This window comes from Streptomyces sp. NPDC033178, assembly GCF_055577685.1.
In genome coordinates, this window is the sequence record NZ_JBVIPT010000023.1 from 75,317 (window position 1) to 96,046 (window position 20,730).

Annotated in this window: 17 protein-coding genes; 11 read left to right on the forward strand and 6 right to left on the reverse strand. The window is 70.0% G+C overall.

The window, feature by feature from the left end; genetic code table 11:
- Positions 1-124 precede the first annotated feature (124 nt).
- Together ACZ5VQ_RS41530 and ACZ5VQ_RS41535 are read right to left on the reverse strand one after the other, a co-directional pair.
- Positions 125-604, reverse strand: coding sequence for a hypothetical protein (locus tag ACZ5VQ_RS41530; protein WP_383937752.1), 480 nt, complete (start codon positions 602-604; stop codon positions 125-127).
- Positions 582-1,211, reverse strand: a complete 630-nt coding sequence (locus ACZ5VQ_RS41535; RefSeq protein ID WP_469109538.1) for an ATP-binding protein — start codon at positions 1,209-1,211, stop codon at positions 582-584. The genes ACZ5VQ_RS41530 and ACZ5VQ_RS41535 overlap by 23 nt, the downstream gene beginning before the upstream one ends.
- A gap of 376 nt (positions 1,212-1,587) precedes the next feature.
- On the opposite strand from ACZ5VQ_RS41535, the gene ACZ5VQ_RS41540 reads away from it, so the two are divergent.
- The 3 genes from ACZ5VQ_RS41540 (at position 1,588) to ACZ5VQ_RS41550 (ending at position 3,653) form a co-directional block, all read left to right on the forward strand.
- A complete protein-coding gene (locus ACZ5VQ_RS41540) occupies positions 1,588-2,463 on the forward strand; it encodes a helix-turn-helix domain-containing protein (RefSeq protein ID WP_200395290.1) in 876 nt (291 codons plus the stop codon).
- Positions 2,464-2,503: 40 nt separating this feature from the next.
- Positions 2,504-2,716: a DUF397 domain-containing protein gene (locus tag ACZ5VQ_RS41545; protein WP_200401453.1), complete on the forward strand. Its 213-nt coding sequence runs from the start codon at positions 2,504-2,506 to the stop codon at positions 2,714-2,716.
- 121 nt (positions 2,717-2,837) lie between these two features.
- Entirely contained in the window at positions 2,838-3,653 is an 816-nt protein-coding gene (locus tag ACZ5VQ_RS41550) for an SAM-dependent methyltransferase (protein WP_200395291.1), read from the forward strand.
- Positions 3,654-3,705: 52 nt separating this feature from the next.
- Here ACZ5VQ_RS41550 and ACZ5VQ_RS41555 read toward each other — a convergent pair whose 3' ends face one another.
- Positions 3,706-4,245, reverse strand: coding sequence for a hypothetical protein (locus ACZ5VQ_RS41555; RefSeq protein WP_469109539.1), 540 nt, complete (start codon positions 4,243-4,245; stop codon positions 3,706-3,708).
- A 23-nt stretch (positions 4,246-4,268) separates the two neighbouring features.
- A complete protein-coding gene (locus ACZ5VQ_RS41560) occupies positions 4,269-5,924 on the reverse strand; it encodes a hypothetical protein (RefSeq protein WP_469109540.1) in 1,656 nt (551 codons plus the stop codon).
- 284 nt (positions 5,925-6,208) lie between these two features.
- Here ACZ5VQ_RS41560 and ACZ5VQ_RS41565 point away from each other — a divergent pair, with 284 nt between their 5' ends.
- Positions 6,209-6,664, forward strand: a complete 456-nt coding sequence (locus ACZ5VQ_RS41565) for a hypothetical protein (protein ID WP_469109541.1) — start codon at positions 6,209-6,211, stop codon at positions 6,662-6,664.
- Between the two features lie 36 nt (positions 6,665-6,700).
- Here ACZ5VQ_RS41565 and ACZ5VQ_RS41570 read toward each other — a convergent pair whose 3' ends face one another.
- Positions 6,701-8,230 carry a M81 family metallopeptidase gene (locus ACZ5VQ_RS41570; protein ID WP_469109542.1) on the reverse strand — a complete coding sequence of 510 codons (1,530 nt, stop codon included), beginning with the start codon at positions 8,228-8,230 and terminating at the stop codon, positions 6,701-6,703.
- A 137-nt stretch (positions 8,231-8,367) separates the two neighbouring features.
- A complete protein-coding gene (locus ACZ5VQ_RS41575; protein WP_469109543.1) occupies positions 8,368-9,573 on the reverse strand; it encodes an ROK family transcriptional regulator in 1,206 nt (401 codons plus the stop codon).
- A gap of 240 nt (positions 9,574-9,813) precedes the next feature.
- Here ACZ5VQ_RS41575 and ACZ5VQ_RS41580 point away from each other — a divergent pair, with 240 nt between their 5' ends.
- From ACZ5VQ_RS41580 to ACZ5VQ_RS41610, 7 genes are all read left to right on the forward strand, one after another.
- The gene (locus ACZ5VQ_RS41580; RefSeq protein WP_469109544.1) at positions 9,814-11,607 is read left to right on the forward strand and encodes a peptide ABC transporter substrate-binding protein; all 1,794 of its coding nucleotides are present in this window, start codon (positions 9,814-9,816) and stop codon (positions 11,605-11,607) included.
- A gap of 21 nt (positions 11,608-11,628) precedes the next feature.
- The gene (locus ACZ5VQ_RS41585; protein ID WP_469109545.1) at positions 11,629-12,588 is read left to right on the forward strand and encodes an ABC transporter permease; all 960 of its coding nucleotides are present in this window, start codon (positions 11,629-11,631) and stop codon (positions 12,586-12,588) included.
- Entirely contained in the window at positions 12,585-13,469 is an 885-nt protein-coding gene (locus tag ACZ5VQ_RS41590) for an ABC transporter permease (protein ID WP_469109546.1), read from the forward strand. The genes ACZ5VQ_RS41585 and ACZ5VQ_RS41590 overlap by 4 nt, the downstream gene beginning before the upstream one ends.
- Positions 13,466-15,568, forward strand: a complete 2,103-nt coding sequence (locus ACZ5VQ_RS41595) for a dipeptide ABC transporter ATP-binding protein (protein ID WP_469109547.1) — start codon at positions 13,466-13,468, stop codon at positions 15,566-15,568. The genes ACZ5VQ_RS41590 and ACZ5VQ_RS41595 overlap by 4 nt, the downstream gene beginning before the upstream one ends.
- Before the next feature lie 170 nt (positions 15,569-15,738).
- Positions 15,739-16,701 (forward strand): ROK family protein, encoded by a 963-nt coding sequence (locus tag ACZ5VQ_RS41600; RefSeq protein WP_469109605.1) that lies wholly within the window; start codon positions 15,739-15,741, stop codon positions 16,699-16,701.
- Positions 16,702-16,897: 196 nt separating this feature from the next.
- A complete protein-coding gene (locus ACZ5VQ_RS41605) occupies positions 16,898-17,920 on the forward strand; it encodes a substrate-binding domain-containing protein (protein WP_469109548.1) in 1,023 nt (340 codons plus the stop codon).
- Positions 17,921-18,247: 327 nt separating this feature from the next.
- On the forward strand, positions 18,248-20,722 hold the full coding sequence (locus tag ACZ5VQ_RS41610; protein ID WP_469109549.1) for a sensor histidine kinase: 2,475 nt from the start codon (positions 18,248-18,250) through the stop codon (positions 20,720-20,722).
- Positions 20,723-20,730: the final 8 nt, after the last annotated feature.

Consider the following 20,730-nt stretch of genomic DNA (forward strand, 5'->3'; position numbering starts at 1 on the left):
CGGTCGCCCCTCGTCCTCCACCGCGTTCACCTTGTCGCATACGTCTACGTCACAGGTGATGGGGCCGTTCACCCGGGGTGGCACAAGGAGGAACACACCGACGCTCGGACGGGGCGACGGTGGTTCAGTCCGCCGCGCCCAGGGACCACCGCGGGACGCTGCCCGCGAGGCGGCAGGTGAGGAAGTACAGGGGTATCGGCGGGGTGTAGGGCGAGCCTCCCGCGGGGCTGTGGATCAGCCGGGGCCGGTCGGCCCAGGGGCCGCGGCGGGCCCGTGTCCAGGACGGGTCGGCCAGGTGCGCGCCGACGGTGTACGTCGTGGAGGGCGGCCAGGTGACGCCGATGTGGGACCCGGAGGGGACGATCCACCACCAGCGCTCCTCGCCGTCGAAGTCGTCGGCGAAGACACAGCCCACGCGGGGCAGGGAGTCCATGATGCGTTCGCCGTGCTCCCGGGACGTGGTCACGGCGTCGCAGCCGAGTCCCGCGCGCAGTTGGGCGGGGATGACCAGGCGACCGGGGTTCTCGGACGGGAAGGTCGCGGAGGGGCGCAGCCGCGAGCCGTACGTGCGAGGCCGCGGTTCAGGGGCGTGCTGCAGTTCCATGAGGCAGGTGTCCTTCGGCCGAGTGGGGGTTGGGCCGGGTGAGGTGCGTGGTGGGCGCGCGCCCGGTGGAGACGGGTTCGTGCGTGGTGGGTGCGCGCCCGGTCGAGGCGGGTTCGTGCGTGGTGGGTGCACGCCCGGTGGAAACGGGTTCTCTTGACTCCGACGACGTCGGCTGCGGCGGCACCGACCGCAGCGACACCGGCGGCGAGGACGCCGGCGGTGACGGCACCGGCTGGGACGGCAGAACGGCCCAGACGACACGTCCGGAACCGTTCGCGCTGTCCCTGACGCCCCAGTCGGTGCTGACCATGCCGACGAGCATCAGTCCGCGGCCGCCCTGGTCGTCGGGTCCCGCACTGCGCTGCGCGGGGAGTGTCAGGCCGCGGTTCTGGTCCTCGACCTCGATGTGGAGCCGTCCGCCCGCGGTGCGCAGTCTGCAGACGATCCACTCGCTCGCCGTGTGCGTCAGCGCGTTGGTGACCAGCTCGGAGGTCACCAGGACAGCGTTGTCGCAAGTTTCGGGGCTCGCGCCCCATTCGCTCAGCAGTTCGCGCACGTTCCTGCGGGCCACACCCACCGAGGCGGGCGTCGGGGAGAGTCCGAACACGCCCGCTCTGTGGGGGTGTTCGCTCGCGGGCAGTCGGCCCAATGGCTTGGGGAGGGAGGGCGGAGCCATCGCCGTTCGCCTTTCGTCTGCCTTCGCACCGGGGGTCGGACCAGTGCCGGTACCGCTTGATCCGGTTCCGCCGCGAGGCGCGTACAACCCGTTGCGCACGGTGACGAATCACGGCCCGTTCTCCCCCAACTTGGCCGCGTCGTCTCGCCGTTCACCGGACCGGGACGGTACGCCCCACTGTGACACCTGCCAACAACAGCCCGCAACCGACAAGTTGAAAATTGCAATTCGAGAGGTGCATGCTTCCCCCGTCGAACGGATGATCGTGACAGACTGCGACCTCGAACCCGCTGTGAGGGGGTAAGGCGTGACCGCGGAAACCGACTGGGGCGGCGCGCCCTCCGTCCTGCGCATGATCCTCGGCAGGCAACTGGAGGAGTTGCGCACCCGTGCCGGACTGACGTTCGAGCAGGCGGGTGCGGCGATCGGGGTCAGCCACTCCACGATCCGCCGGATGGAAGCCGCCAAGGTGGCCCGGCTCAGGCTCCCGGACGCCGAGAAACTGCTCCAGGTCTACGGCGTGACGGACCAGCAGGAGATCGACACCTTCCTGAAATCGGTCCGCGAGGCGAACAAGCGCGGCTGGTGGCACACCTACCGTGACGTGCTGCCGGACTGGTTCGCGGCCTATCTGAGCCTGGAGCAGGCGGCACTGCAGATCCGCGCGTACGAGGCCCAGTTCGTGCACGGTCTGCTGCAGACGGAGGAGTACGCCCGCGCCCTGCTGGGCGCCGGGAACCCGCACGCCGCGACCGAGGCCACGGAGCGCAGGGTCGCGCTCCGTATGCGGCGCCAGGAACTGCTGTCCCGTCCCTCGCCACCCCGCGTGTGGATCGTGATGGACGAGACCGTGCTGCGCTGGCCGGTCGGCGGACCCGAGGTGATGCGTGCCCAGATCGACCATCTGATCGCCGTCAACTCGCTACCCCAAGTGACATTGCAGATCATGCCGTTCAAGAACGGCCCGCATCCGGCGATGCGGGCCGGAGCTTTCCATCTCTTCCGGTTCCGGGCACGCGAACTCCCGGACATCGTCTACCTCAACGGTCTGGTGGGCGCTGTCTATCTGGACAAGGACGACGACGTCGTGGTCTATCGCGAGGCCCTGGACCGGCTGGGCGCGCAGGCAACGCCCGCCAGAAAGACCGAGGCCCTCCTCGGTGCGATTCGCAAGGAGCTCTGACGTGCACCACCCCATACGCGACGGACACATACGCAACGGCATGCCGTCCCGCGACCTCGGCACACGCGGCTGGTTCAAGCCGTGGAGCGACGACGCGGGCGGCGCCTGCGTAGAGGCGAAGAAGCTCGGCGACGGCCGGGTCGCGCTGCGCCAGTCGACCGATCCCGACGGCCCCGCGCTGGTTTTCACGCCCCGCGAGATGACGAGTTTCCTGGCGGGTGTGAAGGCGGGTGTCGCCGACTTCCTGCTCTGAGGCACCCCCTTGTTCCCGCGCACAGACTTCCCTGGTTTCCTGAACACTTCTGCTTTGATCAACACCCTTGATTTTCCTGAGCGTTGACTTCGAACCCGACGACTTGACAGGAGGGGCGGCTTTGCCCGAAAACGGATGGCCGGCCGACCGCATCGACACCGAGAACGCCCACTCGGCGCGCATCTACGACTACATCCTCGGCGGTAAGGACTACTACCCGTCCGACAAGGAGGCGGGCGACGCCATGTCGCGGGAGTGGCCCGCCCTGCCGATCCACATGAAGGCCAACCGCGACTGGATGAACCGCGCGGTGGCCTGGCTGGCGAAGGAGGCGGGGATACGCCAGTTCCTGGACATCGGCACCGGCATTCCCACCTCGCCGAACCTCCACGAGATCGCCCAGTCGGTGGCCCCCGAGTCACGGGTCGTCTACGTCGACAACGACCCGATCGTCCTCACCCTCTCCCAGGGGCTGCTGGCCAGCACGCCCGAGGGCAAGACGGCGTACATCGAGGCCGACTTCCAGCATCCGGAGGCCGTGCTCGACTCCCCCGAGTTCCGCGAGACGCTCGACCTGGACAAGCCGGTCGCGCTGACCGTGATCGCGATCGTCCACTTCGTCCTGGACGAGGACGACGCGGTCGGCATCGTGCGCCGCCTCCTGGAGCCCCTCCCCTCCGGCAGCTACCTCGCGATGTCCATCGGCACCGCCGAGTTCGCGCCCGAGGACGTGGGCCGGGTCGCCCGCGAGTACGCGGCCCGCAACATGCCCATGCGGCTGCGCACGATCGACGAGGCCGACGAGTTCTTCGAGGGCCTCGAACTCGTCGAGCCCGGCATCGTCCAGGTGCACAAGTGGCACCCGGACGCCACGAGTGGCGAGGGCATTCGGGACGAGGACATCGCGATGTACGGAGCGGTGGCCCGCAAGCCGTAGGCCCTGGCAGCCCATTGACCTTGCTCGCGCCGGGCGCCCGGCGCGAGCAAGGTCAGGCGGTCTCGTCGCGCTCGTTCCAAGGAATCTGAAGCCGGACCTCTGCTCGCCCAGTGGAGGACGGCTGACTGCGTCCGCGGTCACGGAGCACCGTCTCGGCCTCCTCGACGCTGTCGAGAAGTTCCTCCACCCGGTCCTCGACGTTGCTCCCCGCGATGACTATCTCGTCCCGGATCTGCCTCAGGTTCGAACTGGCGAGTCGCTCACCCGTGACTCCTTCGCGACCCTCCAGCGCCTGCGCAACCGCTGCTAGCAGGCTGCGGATCTCTTTCCTGGCGCTGCCCTTGCACAGCCGGAGCAGCGCGCCTGCCTCCTTGCTCCCAGACGGGGTCAGCCTTCCCGACCTCGTCGCCTTCTTCAGCGTCTCCTCCAGTTGCGCCCGCTGCTGTTCAAGGTTCTCGGCCGCGGCCAGCAGTCTTTTGAGCTGATCGAGGTACCTCGGTTCCTGCATGGCGAGCCGGCACTCGTTCCGTTGCTTCTCCGCACGCGTGTGCCACCCCAGGAGGAAATCGGACAGCTCACTGTCGCCGGTCACTGTGCGGCCCTCGCTGACGTGTGTCAGCCGACCTCACTGGGCCAGAGGCGACTGCCATACCTACGCAGTCGTTCTCCGGCCTGCTGCACGAGACTCAGCACGTTCCCTGGCTGAGGAGAGTCGTGGAAACGCGACAGCAGGGCATCGGTATCGATGAGTTCATTGCGTAGCAGAGTCGTCTCCTCGTCCGTGAGGGCAGCCGCGAGCGCTGTGGGTCTCCCTCTCAGACGGCCTACGACGAGCGCCAGCCGTTCACTGCTCACTCCGATCGGGAGATGCTCGATGGCCTGAACGAGCGCGGCCAACTCCACCGCCGCTCGTGTGTCCTGCGGAGGAAACAACGGGATGACCTTGGCGACCGGACCGTCCGATTGCCGAGCCGCTTCCTTAACCAGTGGTTCACGGTCTGTCGCACACACCTCGGTCGGTTTGGTGATCCAGTTGTCCGGTTGTGGGCCGTCACCGTGCAGGAAAGCACGCGTCGCCAGAGCGGCCACCTCCAGAAACCACCAACGGTCGTGGGCGCGCGAGTCCTCCCTGGCGAAGTAGCGCAACGCGGTGCCGACGAGGACGAGATGGTTCTGCCTTTTCCACTGGGCAACGGCCGAGTGACGTTCCGCCGCCCAGCTCTCCGCCGTTCGGTGGATCTCTCCGGCAACGGCGCGATATCCGGCGAGAGGCGGGGAACTCGGGTGGGCTCCCGGGGCCACCATCAGTTCGGCGAGGCCGCTCCGGATCGCCGAGTGCGGTACGAGAGCGGTCAGCCATTCCGAGGCTGCGGACAGCAGAAGCCTCATGGGATCGTGTGAGAGCGGACCCGCATCCGAGAAGCGCCCCAAATCGATGAGCCGGAATTTGCTTGCCATCACCTTGCCGCGGTCCGACCTGGGCAGCAGTACGTTGCGCACGTGCAGGTCACCGTGGCTGTTGCCGCGGAAGACCCGGACGGTTCGACGCAGGTCCGACGGTCCGTCCTGCAGGAGACCGAACGGATTCGGGAGGGGCGTCTTTCGCCCCGGAATCCTGATGGTCGGTTCGGGTCTCTCGGTATCCAGACGTTCCGCGGCCAGGAAGTCGACGACTTCGTTGCCTCCAAGTCGGACATCAAGAAAATCTTTCAAGAATTTCTCAGGTACCAGGTCCTCGGGACCCGAGCCCGAGTTCCATTCACTCAGGAGCGAACGAGTAATGGTTCCGCAGTATTTGTGCAGGTCCTCCCCGTCCAGCAGATCCACCAGCCGAGGAGCTCGCTCGGGGGTGAGGTCATTGAGGGCTACCTTTTGGAGATGGATCCACCAAGGCTTGTCGTCGTCCGTCGAAAGAGCCCCTGACGGCTCTTCCAGGTCGACGAGATGGGCTGAGCGGAATGCGTTGGGATCCTCTAGGAGAGCTTTTCGGAAGTTCCTGGTTTCCTCCGGCCCGATTTTCGCCGGAACCAGTTTGAGCACCAGTTGCCGCCAGTGCGTCTCCCTGTCATGCGGAATACGGGCCACGACCGCTGCGTAGGATCCGCTGCCTCCTTCGTCCAGCGACCTGACGTACTCCAGGTCGAACGGCTTGTCGCGAAGCCACCGCTGGAGTTGACCGGTGACGCGCTCGAACTGTTCGTCACCGCCCCGACGCTCCGAGCGCCAGCGTTCGCCCTTGAGGAGCCTGCCGATCCCGCTCTGGTCGACCATGGACTCGCCCCTCGGCGTCGGAGACCGTCAGTTGAGGGCATCGAGTATCGCGACGACAACGGCCTCCTGACAATCAGCCAAGTGTGGCCTATGGTCGATTTCTGGTGGTCTCCCTGCAGGAGGATCCCGTGACGCAGTCCGCTCAGCGTGGTTCGGGGTCCGGGGATCAGGGGCCCGACAGCATTGAGAGGTTGACGCTCCTCCGGTGGCACCTCGACCGGTACGACCGGCTCCGCGCCTCGACGGCGTCACGCGCGTCAGTCGTGCTCAGTGCCGGAGCAATCTTGTCGGCGGGAAACGCGGTCGTCCTGGCAAGGCTGCTCGCGGGACCCGATGACCGGATCGAGACCTGGCCGACCGTGCTCTTCGGAGCCGGTCTGCTGACCAGCATCGGGCTCGTCGTGCTGTCACTGATCCGGGCCACCGGTGTCCTCGTCACCCCCAGAGCAAGCAGGGAGACATTCACGGACGCCCGCGATCTGCCGCCCGGTCTTGTCTTCAACGACTCCGACACGGTGCGCGAGCTGAGGACGTTCGACGACTTCAAGGCCGTTGTGCGCGCCCAGGACTATCCCGCGATGCTGGAAGCCGCGCAGGTCGAGCTCTGGATAGGCATCCGGCAGCATCGCCATCGGTACCAGCGGCTCCGCGCCGCCGCCCAGGTGCTCCGCTGGGCGGCGGTGGTCTTCCTCATCTCCCTCGCCGGATACGTCGTCACGATTCTCGTTGAGACTGCGTGAGCCAACCGAAGCACCACACTCGGCCGGTCCGGGGCCTCACCCGTCGGCCGACATGAGCGCTTCGTTCGAAGGTGCGACGATCCGGGCCGTCAGATCAGGGTCGGGCATCTCCCCGTCGAACGGGAACATCGGGCGGTGGATGCGGTGGTGGCCCAGGCGTAGGAGGTTCTGGTCCACGCCGCCCGGGGTGAGGGCCATCTTCCAGTCGGCGGCCATGGTGAAGAGTTCGGGTTCCAGGTAGCCGATCTTGACGAGGACGATGTCGGCCGTACGGGGCGACAACTCCAGGTCGGTGAAGTCGTGTTCGTGGTGGTAGGGCTTGCGCAGGGCGGTGAGGATCACGTGCACACTGCCGACGCGTAGCACCACCTCCGCCTGGGCGTGCGGGTCGCCGTGGCGGATCGCGTGGACCACTCCGGTCATGGTGAGCGGGCCCGCGTGGCGGTCGTCGACCGCCGCGCCCGCCGTGACGGTGACGGTCGCTCCGGCGCCCGCCCGTACCGCCGTCTCCACGGCGGCGGGAGCCGGGAGCGAGGCGTAGATGACCGTCGGTCCCGACGGGTCCTTGAACTCGGGCCGGGACAGCACCCGTTCGAGCCCCCAGGTGACGTCGCCCGCGCCGCCCGCCGTCGGGTTGTCGCCGGTGTCGCTGATGAAGTAGGGCCGGTTCTCCTCGGTGGCGGCCAGTGCCTCGTCCAGGCAGTCGTCGAGCGTGCCGGTCGGTGCGACGAAGGCGAAGTCGTGGCGTGCCTCCCAGAAGCCGCGCGCCAGGCGTTCGGCGCCCGCCGTGACGGCGTCCTGCGACGGGCCCGTGACGACGACCGCCGCCCGGTTGCGCGGCTCGTCCGCCCAGGCGTAGCCGACCCAGATCGCGGCGTCCGTGACGCCCTCCGTGGCCTCGACCTCGTCGACGGCCGCGTACACGCTCTTCGCGGGTTCGATACGGGTGGAGGTCTGTTCGCCGGCCAGGAGGACGGGGACCGGGATCCAGGCCTTGACCGGGCGGGGCGCGCCGGTCGTCAGGAGGTCCACGAGGTTGCGGGCCGCCCGCTCCTTCGTCTCCATGGCGTCCTCGTGCGGGGCCATGCGGTAGCAGGTGATCAGGTCGCTCAGGTGGGCGAGTTCGCGCGAGACGTTGCCGTGCAGGTCCATGGAGGTGGACACGATGACGTCCGGGCCGACCGTCTCCCGGACGCGGGCGAGCAGGACCGCCTCGGCGTCGTCGACGCCCTCCACCGTCATGGCGCCGTGGATGTCGAACCAGAGGCCGTCGAGATCGCCCGACTCCCCGAGTCTGGCGATGAGTTCGTCGGAGAGTTCGGCGTACGCGGCCGCCGTCACCGTACCGCCGGGCAGGGCCTTGCCGACCAGCGCGCCGCGCCACTCGGCGGCGTCCCTCAACGGCGTTCCGGGGGCCAGGAACGGGTAGCGCGCGAGGACGTCCGTGCCGCGCTGCGGGTGGAAGGCCGGGGCCTCGGTCCGCGCCGGCGAGAACGTCGACGACTCGATGCCGAGCCCGGCGATCGCGATGACGGGACGGGCGCCGGGGGTACGCGGTTGTGGCATGGCTCCTCGCACGGTGGTTGTCGTGAGTGGCTCGCACGGTGGTGGATGTCGTCAGTGGCTCGCGCGGTGTGGCGGGTGTCGGTGACTCGAACGGTGGACGGGTGTGAGCGGACTCGCACGGCGGTGGGTGTCGGTGGTCAGTGATGGGCGGGGGCGACGGCGCCGGTGACGGCCTGGAGGGCGTTCGCCAGGGCCCGTTGGAGCGCGAACTGGCCCGCGCCGACGAGTCCCGCGTCCGCGCCGAGGCTGGCCCGCTCGATCACCAGGTGCTTGGTCACCAGCGGATGGCAGCCCTCGTACAGCTGGCTGCGGACGGCGGCGACGAACGGTTCGAGCGTCGAGAGGAGGCCGCCGAGGTACACGGCGTCGGGGTTGAAGAAGTTGACGTTCGCGGACAGGACCATGCCGAGGTAGCGGCCGGCCTGGCGGACGGCGCGGGTGGCCTCCGGGTCGGCGTCGGAGGCGAGGCGTACGACGTCCTCGATGGACGCGACGTCCAGGCCGCGCTCGCGCAGGATCCGGACGAGCGCGGCGCCCGAGGCGACGGTCTCCAGGCAGCCGGTGTTGCCGCAGGAGCAGGGGATGTCGTGGCCCGCCTCGACCCGTACATGGGTGATCTCGCCGGCGGCGCCGGTCGCTCCGCGGTAGAGCTTCCCGTCGGCGATGACGCCCGCGCCGATCGCCGAGCCCATCTTCACCATGATCGACTGGCGGCGCTCGGTGGGCTGGACGCTGTGCTCTCCGACGGCCATGCAGTTGGCGTCGTTCTCGATCGCGGCCGGTACGCCGAACCGCTCCTCCAGCCAGTCCCGGACGGGGAAACGGTTCCAGCCGGGCATGCGGGAGGGGAGGGTGACCACGCCCGGCACGACGTCGACCGGACCCGGGAGGCAGAGGCCGACGCCGCGCAGCAGTTCCCGGCCGCGCCGCCCCGCGAGGGTCTCCAGGGTCTCGGCGAGTGCGGGCAGCGCGGTCTCGGGCCCCTCGGCCGTCGCGAACGGCACGGTGGAGACCTCGGTGAAGCCGCCGCCGGGCAGGACGACCCCGACGCGCGCGTGCCGTCCGCCGAGGTCGGCCGCGACGGCGAACCCCTCGCTCCCGCCGAGGCGCAGCACCTTGCGCGGGCGCCCGCCGGTCGAGGACCGCGTGCCCTGCTCGGCGACCAGCCCGTGCGCCAGGAGCTGGCCGACCGTGAGCGAGATCGTCGAGGGTGCGGCACCGAGCAGACCGGCGAGTTCCGTGCGGGTCGACGCCTGCCCGGAGGCGAGGAGTTCGAGGACGCTCTCGGCCAGCGAGGAGACGCCCGTGACGCCCCTCCGGTGTCCCGCACTTTTTTCAGACATGGACGAAGTAACTCCCAGGATTGGGGAAAGCCGGGGAAATCCGGAGGTCGAGGCGACGAGCGTATGCCCGTATGTCCCTCGCGCGACTTTTTCCAGAACAGCAGTAACAGACTTTTTACAGCGGGCCGCCTGTTTCTTCGAACCTTCCGGTCGTTGACTGGCTCCGCCGAGCGCCGCCGTTCATCTCCGGCCTCGCGTCCGGCCTCGCGCACCCTGAGCCTTGTTCACCTGAGGAGAGCCATGTCCCCTGCTCGCACGACGCTCGTCGCCTGTGCCGTCGTCTCGGCGGGCACACTGCTGCTCGCGGGCTGCTCCGGGACGAACGACACGTCGTCCGCGTCCCCCGACTCCATCGACTACGCGCTGCCCGCGAACTTCACGCCGAACTGGATCCTGCCGATCGGTACGGCCGCGCACCTCAACACCAACAACAGGTCCATCGCCGACAGTCTGTGGGAACGGCTCGTCGCGTACGACGGTTCCACCGGCAAGATCGCCTGGAACAAGAAGGCGTCCATCGCCACGGCCGCCGACTTCGCGTCCGACGGCAAGAGCGTCAAGATCACGCTGGGCGACCGCAGTTGGAGCGACGGCAAGCCGATCACCTCGCGGGACGTCGAGTTCTGGTTCAACCTCATCAAGGCGAACAAGGCGGAGTGGGCGGGCTACAACCCGGGCAAGGCGCCGGACAACTGGACCTCCTTCAAGACCGTCGACGACCGTCACTTCACGATCACCTTCGACAAGGCCTACAACTCCCAGTGGATGCTGGCCAACGAGTTCAGCGAGATCACTCCGCTGCCGCAGCACGTGTGGGACAAGACCGACGCCTCCGCGCAGGTGTCCGACGCCGACCGGACCGCGGCCGGCGCGAAAAAAGTCTGGACGTATCTGAACTCGGCCGCGAAGAACATCTCCCGCTACGACAAGGACCCGCTGTGGAAGACCCTCAGCGGCCCGTATGCGGTCAAGTCGTTCGCCACGTCCGGCAAGGTCGTGCTCGCCGCCAACAAGAAGTACGACGGCGGTGAGAAGGCGAACATCGCGACGGTGAACCTGCTCCCCTTCACGACGGCGGACGCCGAGAAGAACGCGCTGCGCTCCGGGAGCGTCGACTACGGCTACATCGAGGCGACCGACCTCGACCAGAAGGACCGGTTCACGGCGCAGGGTTACACGGTCAAGCCGTGGTCCGGCTGGGCGATCACCTACATGCCGTACAACTTCAACAACCCGGCCATGGGCGCGGTGTTCAAGCAGCTGTACGCGCGTCAGGCGGTCCAGCGGTCGATCGACCAGACGAGCCTGGCGAAGGTCATCTTCAACGGAACGGCCGTGCCCGGCTACGGCCCGGTCCCGCAGGCGCAGGCGTCCGACTTCGTCTCGCAGGTGCAGAAGGACAACCCGTACCCGTTCTCGACGTCGGCGGCCAAGTCCCTGCTGACCGGCCATGGTTGGGAGGAGAAGGGCGGGGTCATGGTCTGTACGGACCCGGGTACCGGGGACGCGCAGTGCGGTGAAGGCGTCGCCGAGGGAACGAAGTTCGAGATGCAGGTGCTGTCGCAGTCCGGCTCGGCCGTGACCGACAACATGATGAGCTCGATCCAGTCCTCGCTGGAGAAGACCGGCATCAAGTTCTCCATCAAGACCGCGCCCGTCAACTCGGTGCTCTCGCAGACCCCGCAGTGCACCTCGGGCCAGCCGATCTGCAAGTGGCAGCTGTCGTTCTTCGGCACCGCGGGCAGCTGGTACTTCAACGCCTTCCCGACCGGCGACTCGCTGTTCCAGACCAAGGGCGGCTCGAACTTCGGCAACTACTCGAACCCCGACGTCGACAAGCTGATCACCGCGTCCACGACGGCGAGCTCGTCGCAGGCGGTCCAGGACTACAGCGCGGCCCTCGCGAAGGACCTGCCGGTCATCTGGCTCCCTGCGCCGGACTACCAGATCTCCGTCGTCAAGAACGGCCTCGGCGGCTTCTCGCAGGACTCGCTCGCCAACTTCCACCCTGCGCAGTGGAAGTGGACCAAGTGAGGACCGGCTGAGAGCCAACTCATGGACACCTTCCTCTACTTGACCCGGCGGGTCCTGCAGGCCCTCGTGGTGATCCTCATCGTCACGGTCGTGGTCTTCTGCCTGCTGCACGCGCTGCCCGGGGGTCCCGCACGCGGGATCCTCGGCCCGCAGGCGACGGCCCAGCAGATCGCCGCCTTCAACCACGAGCAGGGCCTGGACCGTTCGCTCCCCGTCCAGTACCTCTACTACCTGCGCACGCTCGTCCAGGGCGACCTCGGCACCTCGTACACGCTCAACGAGGGGGTCTTCCAGCTCATCGAGCAGCGACTGCCCAAGACGCTCGTCCTGACCGTGCTGTCCGCACTCGTCGGGCTGCTGCTGGCGATCCCGCTCGGCATGTGGCAGGCCGTGCGGCGCAACAGGCCGGTGGACTACGTCGTCACCACGCTGAGCTTCGTGGCGTACGCGACTCCCGTGTACTTCCTGGGACTTGTGCTGGTGCTCGTGTTCACGCAGTGGCTGAACTGGTTCCCCTCACAGGCACCCCAGGGCGAGACGCTCGCGGACGTGTTCGCGCAGCCGGGCGCCCTGGTGCTGCCCGTGGTCGCGGGGGCCGCGTCGATGGTCGCGGTGTTCAGCCGGTACATGCGAGCGGCGACGCTGGAGAACCTCCAGGAGGACTACGTACGGACCGCGCGGGCCGGCGGTTCGCGGCCGCGCGCGATCCTGTGGCGGCATGTCTTCCGCAACTCCCTCACGCCCGTCGTCGCGATGCTCGGCTACTACGTGCCCGTGCTCTTCGGCGGTGCGCTCGTCGTCGAGCAGCTCTTCAACTACCCGGGGATGGGGCTGCTGTTCTGGAGCGCGGCACAGTCCTCCGACTATCCGGTGCTGCTCGGCTGTGTGCTCGTCATCTCCGTCGCGACCGTCGTCGGCACGCTGCTCGCCGATGTCGTCCAGCGGATCATCGACCCTCGTGTGAAGGCGGGCCGGACATGAGTGCCGTACTCCAGACCGAGGCGGCCACGCGGGAGTTGGCCACCGGATACCGCCTTTCCGTGCGGCGGTTCGCACGCAACAGGCTCGCGGTGGCAGGGCTGTTGGTGGTCGTCCTCTTCCTGCTCTTCTGCTTCGTGGGCCCGTTGGTGTACTCGACCGACCAGACCCACACCGACCTCACCCAGGTGAACCTCGCGCCGAGCGGTGCGCACTGGCTCGGCACCGACGCGGTCGGGCACGACGAGCTGGGGCGGCTGATGTTCGGCGGGAAGGTGTCGCTGCTCGTCGGGCTCGCGGCCGGTCTCCTCGCGACGGTCATCGGGACGCTGTGGGGCGCGGTCGCCGGGTACGCGGGCGGCTGGATCGACGCGGTCATGATGCGGGTCGTGGACGCCGGTATCGCCATCCCGGCGCTGTTCATCCTGCTCGTCGTCTCGGCGATCACGACCCCGGACTCGCTCGGGCTGATCCTCATCCTGGGGTTCGTGTCCTGGCTCGTCCCGTCCCGGCTCGTACGGGCGGAGACGCTCACCCTGAAGAGCCGCGACTACGTGCTGACGCTCCGCGCGATCGGCGGGACGCACGGCCGGGCGATCTTCCGGCACATCCTGCCGAACTCGGTCTCGACCATCGTGGTCGCGGCGACGTTCCAGGTCGCCGACGCGATCCTGCTCGTCGCGTACGTCTCGTATCTCGGACTCGGTGTCCAGCCGCCGTCGACCGACTGGGGCGGAATGCTGTCGGCCGGGCTGACCGCCGCGTACTCCGGGCGCTGGTGGCTGATCGTGCCGCCGGGCCTCGCGATCATCCTCGTCGTGTGCGCGTTCAACGCGGTCGGGGACGGGTTGCGGGACGCGTTCGACGTGAAGGGGCGGGCATGAGGACGACGACGGGGACGAGCGATGTGGGCGGTACGGGCGGCATCCTGGAGGTCGAGGACCTCGGGGTGACGTTCTCCACGGAGACGGGCGACGTGCCCGCCGTGCGCGGGGTGTCGCTCTACGTACGGCCCGGGGAGACGCTGGCGCTGGTCGGCGAGTCCGGGTCCGGGAAGTCGACGGTCGCGCTCGCCGCGATGGGGCTGCTGCCGGGGAACGCGCGGGCGTCCGGCCGGGCATCGGTCGACGGCACGGACGTCGTCGGCGCCGCCGAGACCGACCTCGTGGGTTTGCGGGGGCGCACGGTGTCGATGGTCTTCCAGGAGCCCGCGACCGCCCTCGATCCGCTGACCCGGATCGGGGCGCAGATCGCGGAGGTCGTACGCAACCACCGGCCGGTCTCCGCGCGCGAAGCCGCCGCGGAGGCGGTCGGGCTGCTGCGCCGGGTGGGCATCCCGGAACCGACCAAGCGGGCGTCCGCGTACCCCTTCCAGCTCTCCGGCGGACAGCGGCAGCGCGTGGTCATCGCCATGGCGATCGCGAACTCCCCGAGCCTCCTGATCGCCGACGAGCCGACCACCGCGCTCGACGTCACCGTCCAGGCCGAGATCCTCGACCTGCTCCGGGGACTCGCGGCCGACTCCGGCACCGGCGTCCTCCTCGTCACCCACAACATGGGCGTCGTCGCGGACTTCGCGGACCGGGTCGCGGTGATGCTGAACGGGGAGATCGTGGAGACCGGGCCGGTGGAGGACGTCCTGCTGCGGCCCACGCACGAGTACACGAAACGGTTGCTGGCGGCTGTGCCGCGGTTGGCTGTGGCGGGGGCGGGCGGCGCGAGCGTACCGCGGCCGCGGCCGCCCGGCGGCGTGGCGGCGGACGGCCGAGCGGCGGGCACCGCGGCCGCACCACAACCGGCTTCCGCCGAACCGGGAACCGGCGCGGCGCGCGAGCCGGCCACCGCGATACGCGGCGGCGAGGCCGAGCCGCCACTCACCGACGCCCAAGGCGTCGCCGCGGTCGGGGGCGGCACGGTCGGCACGGTCGGCACGGTCGGCAGCAAAGCGGGCGGTGGCGCCGTAGTCGGTGGCAAGGCGGCCGGTGGCGCCGTAGTCGGTGGCAAGACGGGCGGTGGCGCCGTAGTCGGTGGCAAGACGGGCGGTGGCGCCGTAGTCGGTGGCAAGACGGGCGGTGGCGCCGTAGTCGGTGGCAAGACGGGCGGCAGCGCCGTGGTCGGTGGCAAAGCGGGCGGTGGCGCGGTGGCCCCGGTCGTCGAACTGCGTGGCGTCTCCGTGCGGTTCGGGCGTGGGGTGCGGGCCGTGCAGGCGCTCCAGGACGTGTCGCTGACCGTGCGGCCCGGGGAAACCCTGGGGCTCGTCGGGGAGTCCGGATCCGGTAAGTCGACGGCGGCCAGGGTCGCGCTCGGGCTGGTGGCTCCCTCCGCCGGCTCGGTGTCGCTGTTCGGTGCCGATCTCCGGCGGGCCCGGGGACACGCGCGCCGGGCCCTGCTCTCCGGCGTCGGCGTGGTGTTGCAGGACCCGGTGGCCTCGCTGGACGCGCGGATGAGCGTGGCGGAGTGCGTCGCCGAACCGTTGCGGGTGCACCGCCGCGGGATGTCGGCGGCCGAGCGCCGGGAGCGGGTCGCGGAGGTGCTCGAACGCGTGCGGCTGCCCCGGGAGTTGGCGGGCCGCGGGCCGCGCGAGCTGTCCGGCGGGCAACGGCAGCGGGTGAGTCTCGCCCGGGCGCTGGTCCTCGGCCCCCGCCTGCTGGTCGCCGACGAGCCGACGAGCGCGCTCGACGTCAGCGTGCAGCGGACCGTCCTCGACGTGATCGCCGAGCTCCAGGACGAGCTCGGCTTCGCCTGCCTCTTCGTCTCCCACGACCTCGCGGTCGTCCAGCAGTTCGCGCGGCGGGTCGTCGTCATGCGGGCGGGCCGGGTCGAGGAGGAGGGCGCCACCGCGACCACCCTCACCCACCCGGAGACGGACTACACCCGCCGACTCATCGCCGCCGTGCCCGTACCCGACCCGGTGCTCCAACGGGTGCGCCGTACCGAACGACAGGCCGCGCTCGCCGCCGCCGGAACGGAGGGCGGGGCGTGACCGTACCCCAGCCGCGTCCGCCCGCCTCCGACTCCACCCCCGCCCTCGAATCCGCCGCTTCCCCCGACTCCACCCCCGCCCTCGAGTCCGCCGCTTCCCCCGAATCCGCTCCCTCCCTCGAGTCCGCCGCTTCCCCCGAATCCGCTCCCTCCCTCGCCTCCGCCCCCGAGGTGTTCGCCGGTGTCGACATCGGCGGCACGACCACGCAGGTCGTGCTCTGCACGCCCGAACTCGCCGTCGTGGACAGCCAGGAGGTGCCCACCCCGGCGGCGGAGGGCGGCACGGCGATGGTCGGCGCCGCGCTCGACGCCCTGGGCCTGCTCCTGGCCCGCGTACCGGCCCGGCTGCGCGCGGTCGGCGTGGGCGCGGCGGGTGTGGTCGACGTCCGCACCGGGCGCATCCTCGTGGCCAGCGACTCCTTCCACGCCTGGGCCGGGTTCGAGGTGACGGCGACCATGGAGGGCGCGCTCGGCGTTCCGGTCTTCCTGGACAACGACGTCAACGCGTTCCTGCGCGGCGAGGTGGCCAGGGGCGCCGTCGCCGGCGAGCGGCACGTCCTCGGCATGACGCTCGGCACGGGGGTCGGCGGCGCGCTGTGGCTGGACGGGGCGCTGTACGAGGGGCCGCGGGGCGCGGCGGGCGAGGCGGGCCACATCCCGGGCTTCGGGGACCTCCCGTGCACCTGCGGCGGCCGCGGCCATCTGGAGACCCTGGCCTCCGGCCGGTCCATCGCCGCCCGGTACGCCGAACGGACCGGGCTCGACCGCAGCGCCCGCGCCGTCGCCGAGGCGGCGGAGCGCGGAGACCCGGACGCGCTCGCCGTGTACGAGGCCGCCGGCGCCGCGGTCGCCCGCGCGATCCTGATCACCGCGGGCATGCTGGACGTCACGACCTTCGTGATCGGCGGCGGCGTCAGCGGCGCCTGGACCCTTCTGGAGCCCTCGATCCGCGCCGCGCTCACCGCCGAGCCCCCCGTCAGCGGCCACCCGGTGCGGGTCGTGCGGGCCGGGCTCGGCGGCGCGGCCGTCGCGGTCGGGGCGGCCTCCCGTGCCCGTACGGAATCCCGGGAGCCCCTCGCTCCGCTCCGGCCCCACCCCGGAGGCGCCAACACGGCGACTTTCAAGAGTGGTTGACCGCTTCTCACTCCACCTCAAGATCAAAAAAAGACAACTCCGGCCATCTGGGCGCTCACTTGACTACCAGGCGTCACACACGATTGGCTCCGGCCAGCAAAAGTCCGACAGTCGGCACACATGATCCGCCGACGGTCACACCGACTTCACGCTCCCCATCCGCTTGCCCGGCCGCACAGCGAGGTGCCATACCCCCATGAACACGACTCCCTCAGGTCCCGTCCCCGCAGGATCCGCACGCGGGGCCGCTGTGGCCGCCGCCGTCGCGGCCGTCTGTCTGCTCGCGTCCGGCTGTACCGGTTCCGGCGGATCGGACACGGGCTCGGACGCCGACACGGCGGGCAAGGCGAGCGCCGGCGGGATCAAGGTCGCCCTGATCACCCACGGCGCCCCCGACGACGCCTTCTGGGAGCTGGTGAAGAAGGGCGCGCAGGCGGCCGCCGCCAAGGACGGCATCGCCCTGACGTACGAGAGCAACCCCGACCCCAAGGGCCAGGCCGACCTGGTGCGCGACGCGATCGCCGACCGGGTCGACGGCATAGCGCTGACCCTGGCCAAGCCGGAGGCCATGAAGAGCGCGGTCGCCGCGGCCAGGGCGGCCGGCATCCCCGTGGTCGGCCTCAACTCCGGTATCGACGCCTGGAAGTCCGGTGGCCTGTTGCAGTACTTCGGCCAGAACGAGAGCGTCGCGGGCCAGGCGGTCGGCGACAAACTGGACTCCCTGCGCGCCAAGCACGCCCTGTGCGTCATCCACGAACGGGGCAACGTCGCCGTGGAGGCCCGCTGCGCCGGGGTGAAGAAGACGTTCGCCGGCCGCACCGAGATGCACTACGTGGACGGCACCGACATGGACGCGGTGACCGACTCCGTCGCGGCCGCCCTGCGACAGGACCGGACCATCGACGAAGTCGTCATGAACGGCGCGGCGTTCGCGCTCGCGGCGGTGAAGTCGGTGAAGGAGGCGGGCAGCAAGGCCGAGGTCGCCACCTTTGATCTCAACAAGGACCTGGTGAAGGCCGTGCAGAGCGGGGACGTGCAGTTCGCCGTGGACCAACAGCCCTATCTGCAGGGCTACCTGGCCGTGGACGCGTTCTGGCTGTACAAGACCAACGGCAACGTCAGCGGCGGCGGAGAGGAGCCCGTGCTCACCGGACCGGCCTTCGTCACCAAGCAGAACGTCGCCGCGGTCTCGAAGTTCGCGGCCAACGGAACGCGGTGACCCCGCCCCGCCCCGTGGCCGACCCGCCGGCGGAAAGTGCAGAGCCGGACCGGCGGAACGGCAGCACCGGGCCGGTCCAACCGCCGTGCAGGACCGGCTGAACCGCCGTGCCGGACCGGCCGATCCGGCGCCGTCAGGTAACAGCGTCGCCAAGGTTTGGGGTACTCACGGTGCGTACGGTCACTTGTACGGATAGCATCCTGCGCATCCCCTGTGCTGTTGCGGACACGCGGCCACCCGCCGCCCTCGTCCCGTCTCCCACCCCTGCTGACCACCCGACTTCCGTCAAGCCCCCTTCCGCTCACCGCTGATCGCCCTAGGACGACGATGTCTCCACGGACAGGCTCCCGCCGCCGTCTCGGCTCCATACGTCTCTCACTGATCCTGCTGGCTCTGGTGCCCAGCGTCACCCTCGCCGCCATGTGGGGCGTGACGACGATCCAGATGTTCTCGGAGGGTCTGCGGCTGCGGGACCAGACGGAGCTCAGCAAGTCGACCGGGGCCATGGGCACCGACGCGACGCTCGCGTTGCAGCGGGAGCGGAGCCTGTCGGCGGTGCTGCTGGCCTCGCCCGGCAGTTCCCGTACCGCCCTGGACGAGCAGCGGGCGCGTACCGACAAGGCGGTCGCGACACTCGTCAGCCAGTCCGACGCGATCCAGCGGGCACCCGAGCGGATCAGCGACCGGATGTACTCGGTCATCGCGTCGGTGGGCAGCCTGGAGTACTACCGGAGCCAGGTGGACAACCCCACCGACATCACCCCCGACCAGGCACTGGACCAGTACACCTCGATCATCGACGACCAGATCCACGCCTTCCAGGAGCTCTCCCAGGTCGACGACGGGGACCTCACCTCGCAGGCCGGCCCGCTCGTGGCCCTGGAGCACTCGGCCGAACTGGTCTCCCAGGAGGACGCCCAGCTGCACCTGGCCTGGCCGTCCGGGAAGCTCGACGAGAACGCGTGGAACCACTACGTCCAGCTGGTCAACACGAAGCGCTGGCTCGTCGAGGACCAGTTGGTGCCCTCGCTGCGCGGCTCGGTGAAGGCGCAGACCGAGCGGATCCTCCAGGGCCCGGAGTGGAAGGCCCTGGAGGGCGTCGAGGACCAGGTCGTCGCGGCCCGGGCGAAGGGCCTCACCGACGGCCGGAAGATCACCCTGCCGGACGCGCAGAAGCGGTGGAGCCCCGCGTTCGACAAGCTCGGAGACCAGTACACCGCCCTCATCCGCCAGGAGACGGCGGCACTGCTCGAACGCAGTGACGACAGGGCGGAGGACCTGCTGATCAAGGCGGCCGCACTGAGCACCGGCGGCTTCGTCGCCCTGCTGGTGTGCGTCCTGATGTCCTGGCGCATCACCCGCTCCCTCTCCCGGCGGCTGCGCGGACTGCGTATCGCCACCCTCAGCCTGGCCGAGGAGCGGCTGCCCGACGTGGTGGCACGGCTCAACCGCGGCGAGAAGGTCGACGTGGAGTCGGCCACGCCCCCGCTGGACTACGGCCGTGACGAACTCGGGCAGGTGGCCCAGGCGTTCAACGCCGCGCAGCGCACGGCGGTCCACACGGCGGTGGAACTCGCCGACACCAGGCGCGGCTTCCAGAAGGTCATCCTGGGCATCGCCCGGCAGAGCCAGAACCTGGTCAACCTCCAGCTCACCAAGCTGGACGCGCTGGAGCGCCAGCACCAGGACCCGGAGATCCTCAAGGGCCTGTACGAACTGGACTCCACCGCGAGCCAGTTGCGCCGCTACGAGGAGAACCTCGTCATCATCAGCGGCGAGCAGCCGCGCCGCAGCTGGACCGAACCGGTCGCGCTGATCGACATCCTGCGCAGCGCCGTCGGTGAGGTCGCCGAGTACCAGCGGGTGGAGGTGAACACCGACGAGGAGGTGTTCCTCACCCCGCCGGCCGTGGCGGACGTCATCCACCTGCTGGCCGAACTCATCGACAACGCGACCGCGTACTCGCCCGCGCCCAGCCCGGTCGGGGTGCGGGCCGGGATGGTCGCCAAGGGGCTGGCCGTCGAGATCGAGGACCGCGGTCTCGGCATGTCCGACGAGGACTACGCGTCGTTCAACGGCCAGTTGGCGGTGCCCCCGCAGTTCGACGTGGTGGCGCTCGCCGACGACCTGCGGCTCGGCATGTTCGTGATCGCCCGGCTCGCCACCCGGCACGGCATCGCCGTCACACTGCGGTCCTCGCCGTACGGGGGCACCACCGCGATCGTGCTGATCCCGCACGAGATCGTGGTGCGCGAGCCCCTCGAATCCCCCTCCGCGGACGTGGAGAACGCCGACGGGGCCCTGCCGGCCGCCCGCGAGCAGGGCGGGGAACCGGCCGGTGATCCGGTCGCGGAGCCGGTCGGCGTCGTCGCCGCCGCCGCGAAGAGTTCGGCGGACCGGATCCCGGGCACGGACCGGCAGACCCACGAGCGTTCGCGGGAGGCGCAGCCCGTCGCCCGGGCGCGGACGCCCCAGGCGGCCGGGACACGGGTCGCCGCCGGTGCGGCCCGCTCCGGTCCGGCCTCGGCGGGGCACGGCGGTATCGCCCCGCTGCCGCGCCGGGTGCCACAGACCAGCCTGGCCGCCGAGCTGCGGGAGGACGCGCCGCCCGTCGCGTCCGCCGAGGCCGACGACTCCTTCGCGGACTTCACCGCGGAGCGCGCGGCCTCCTCCCTCTCGGGTTTCCAGCGCGGAACGCTCCAGGCGCGTGACAACGACACGGATACGGCGTACGACCAAGGGGAAGAAACCGCACCCGAAGGCGCATCCGTCACCTCGACTCCGCCCGCAGACCGCTCATGAAGGACAGA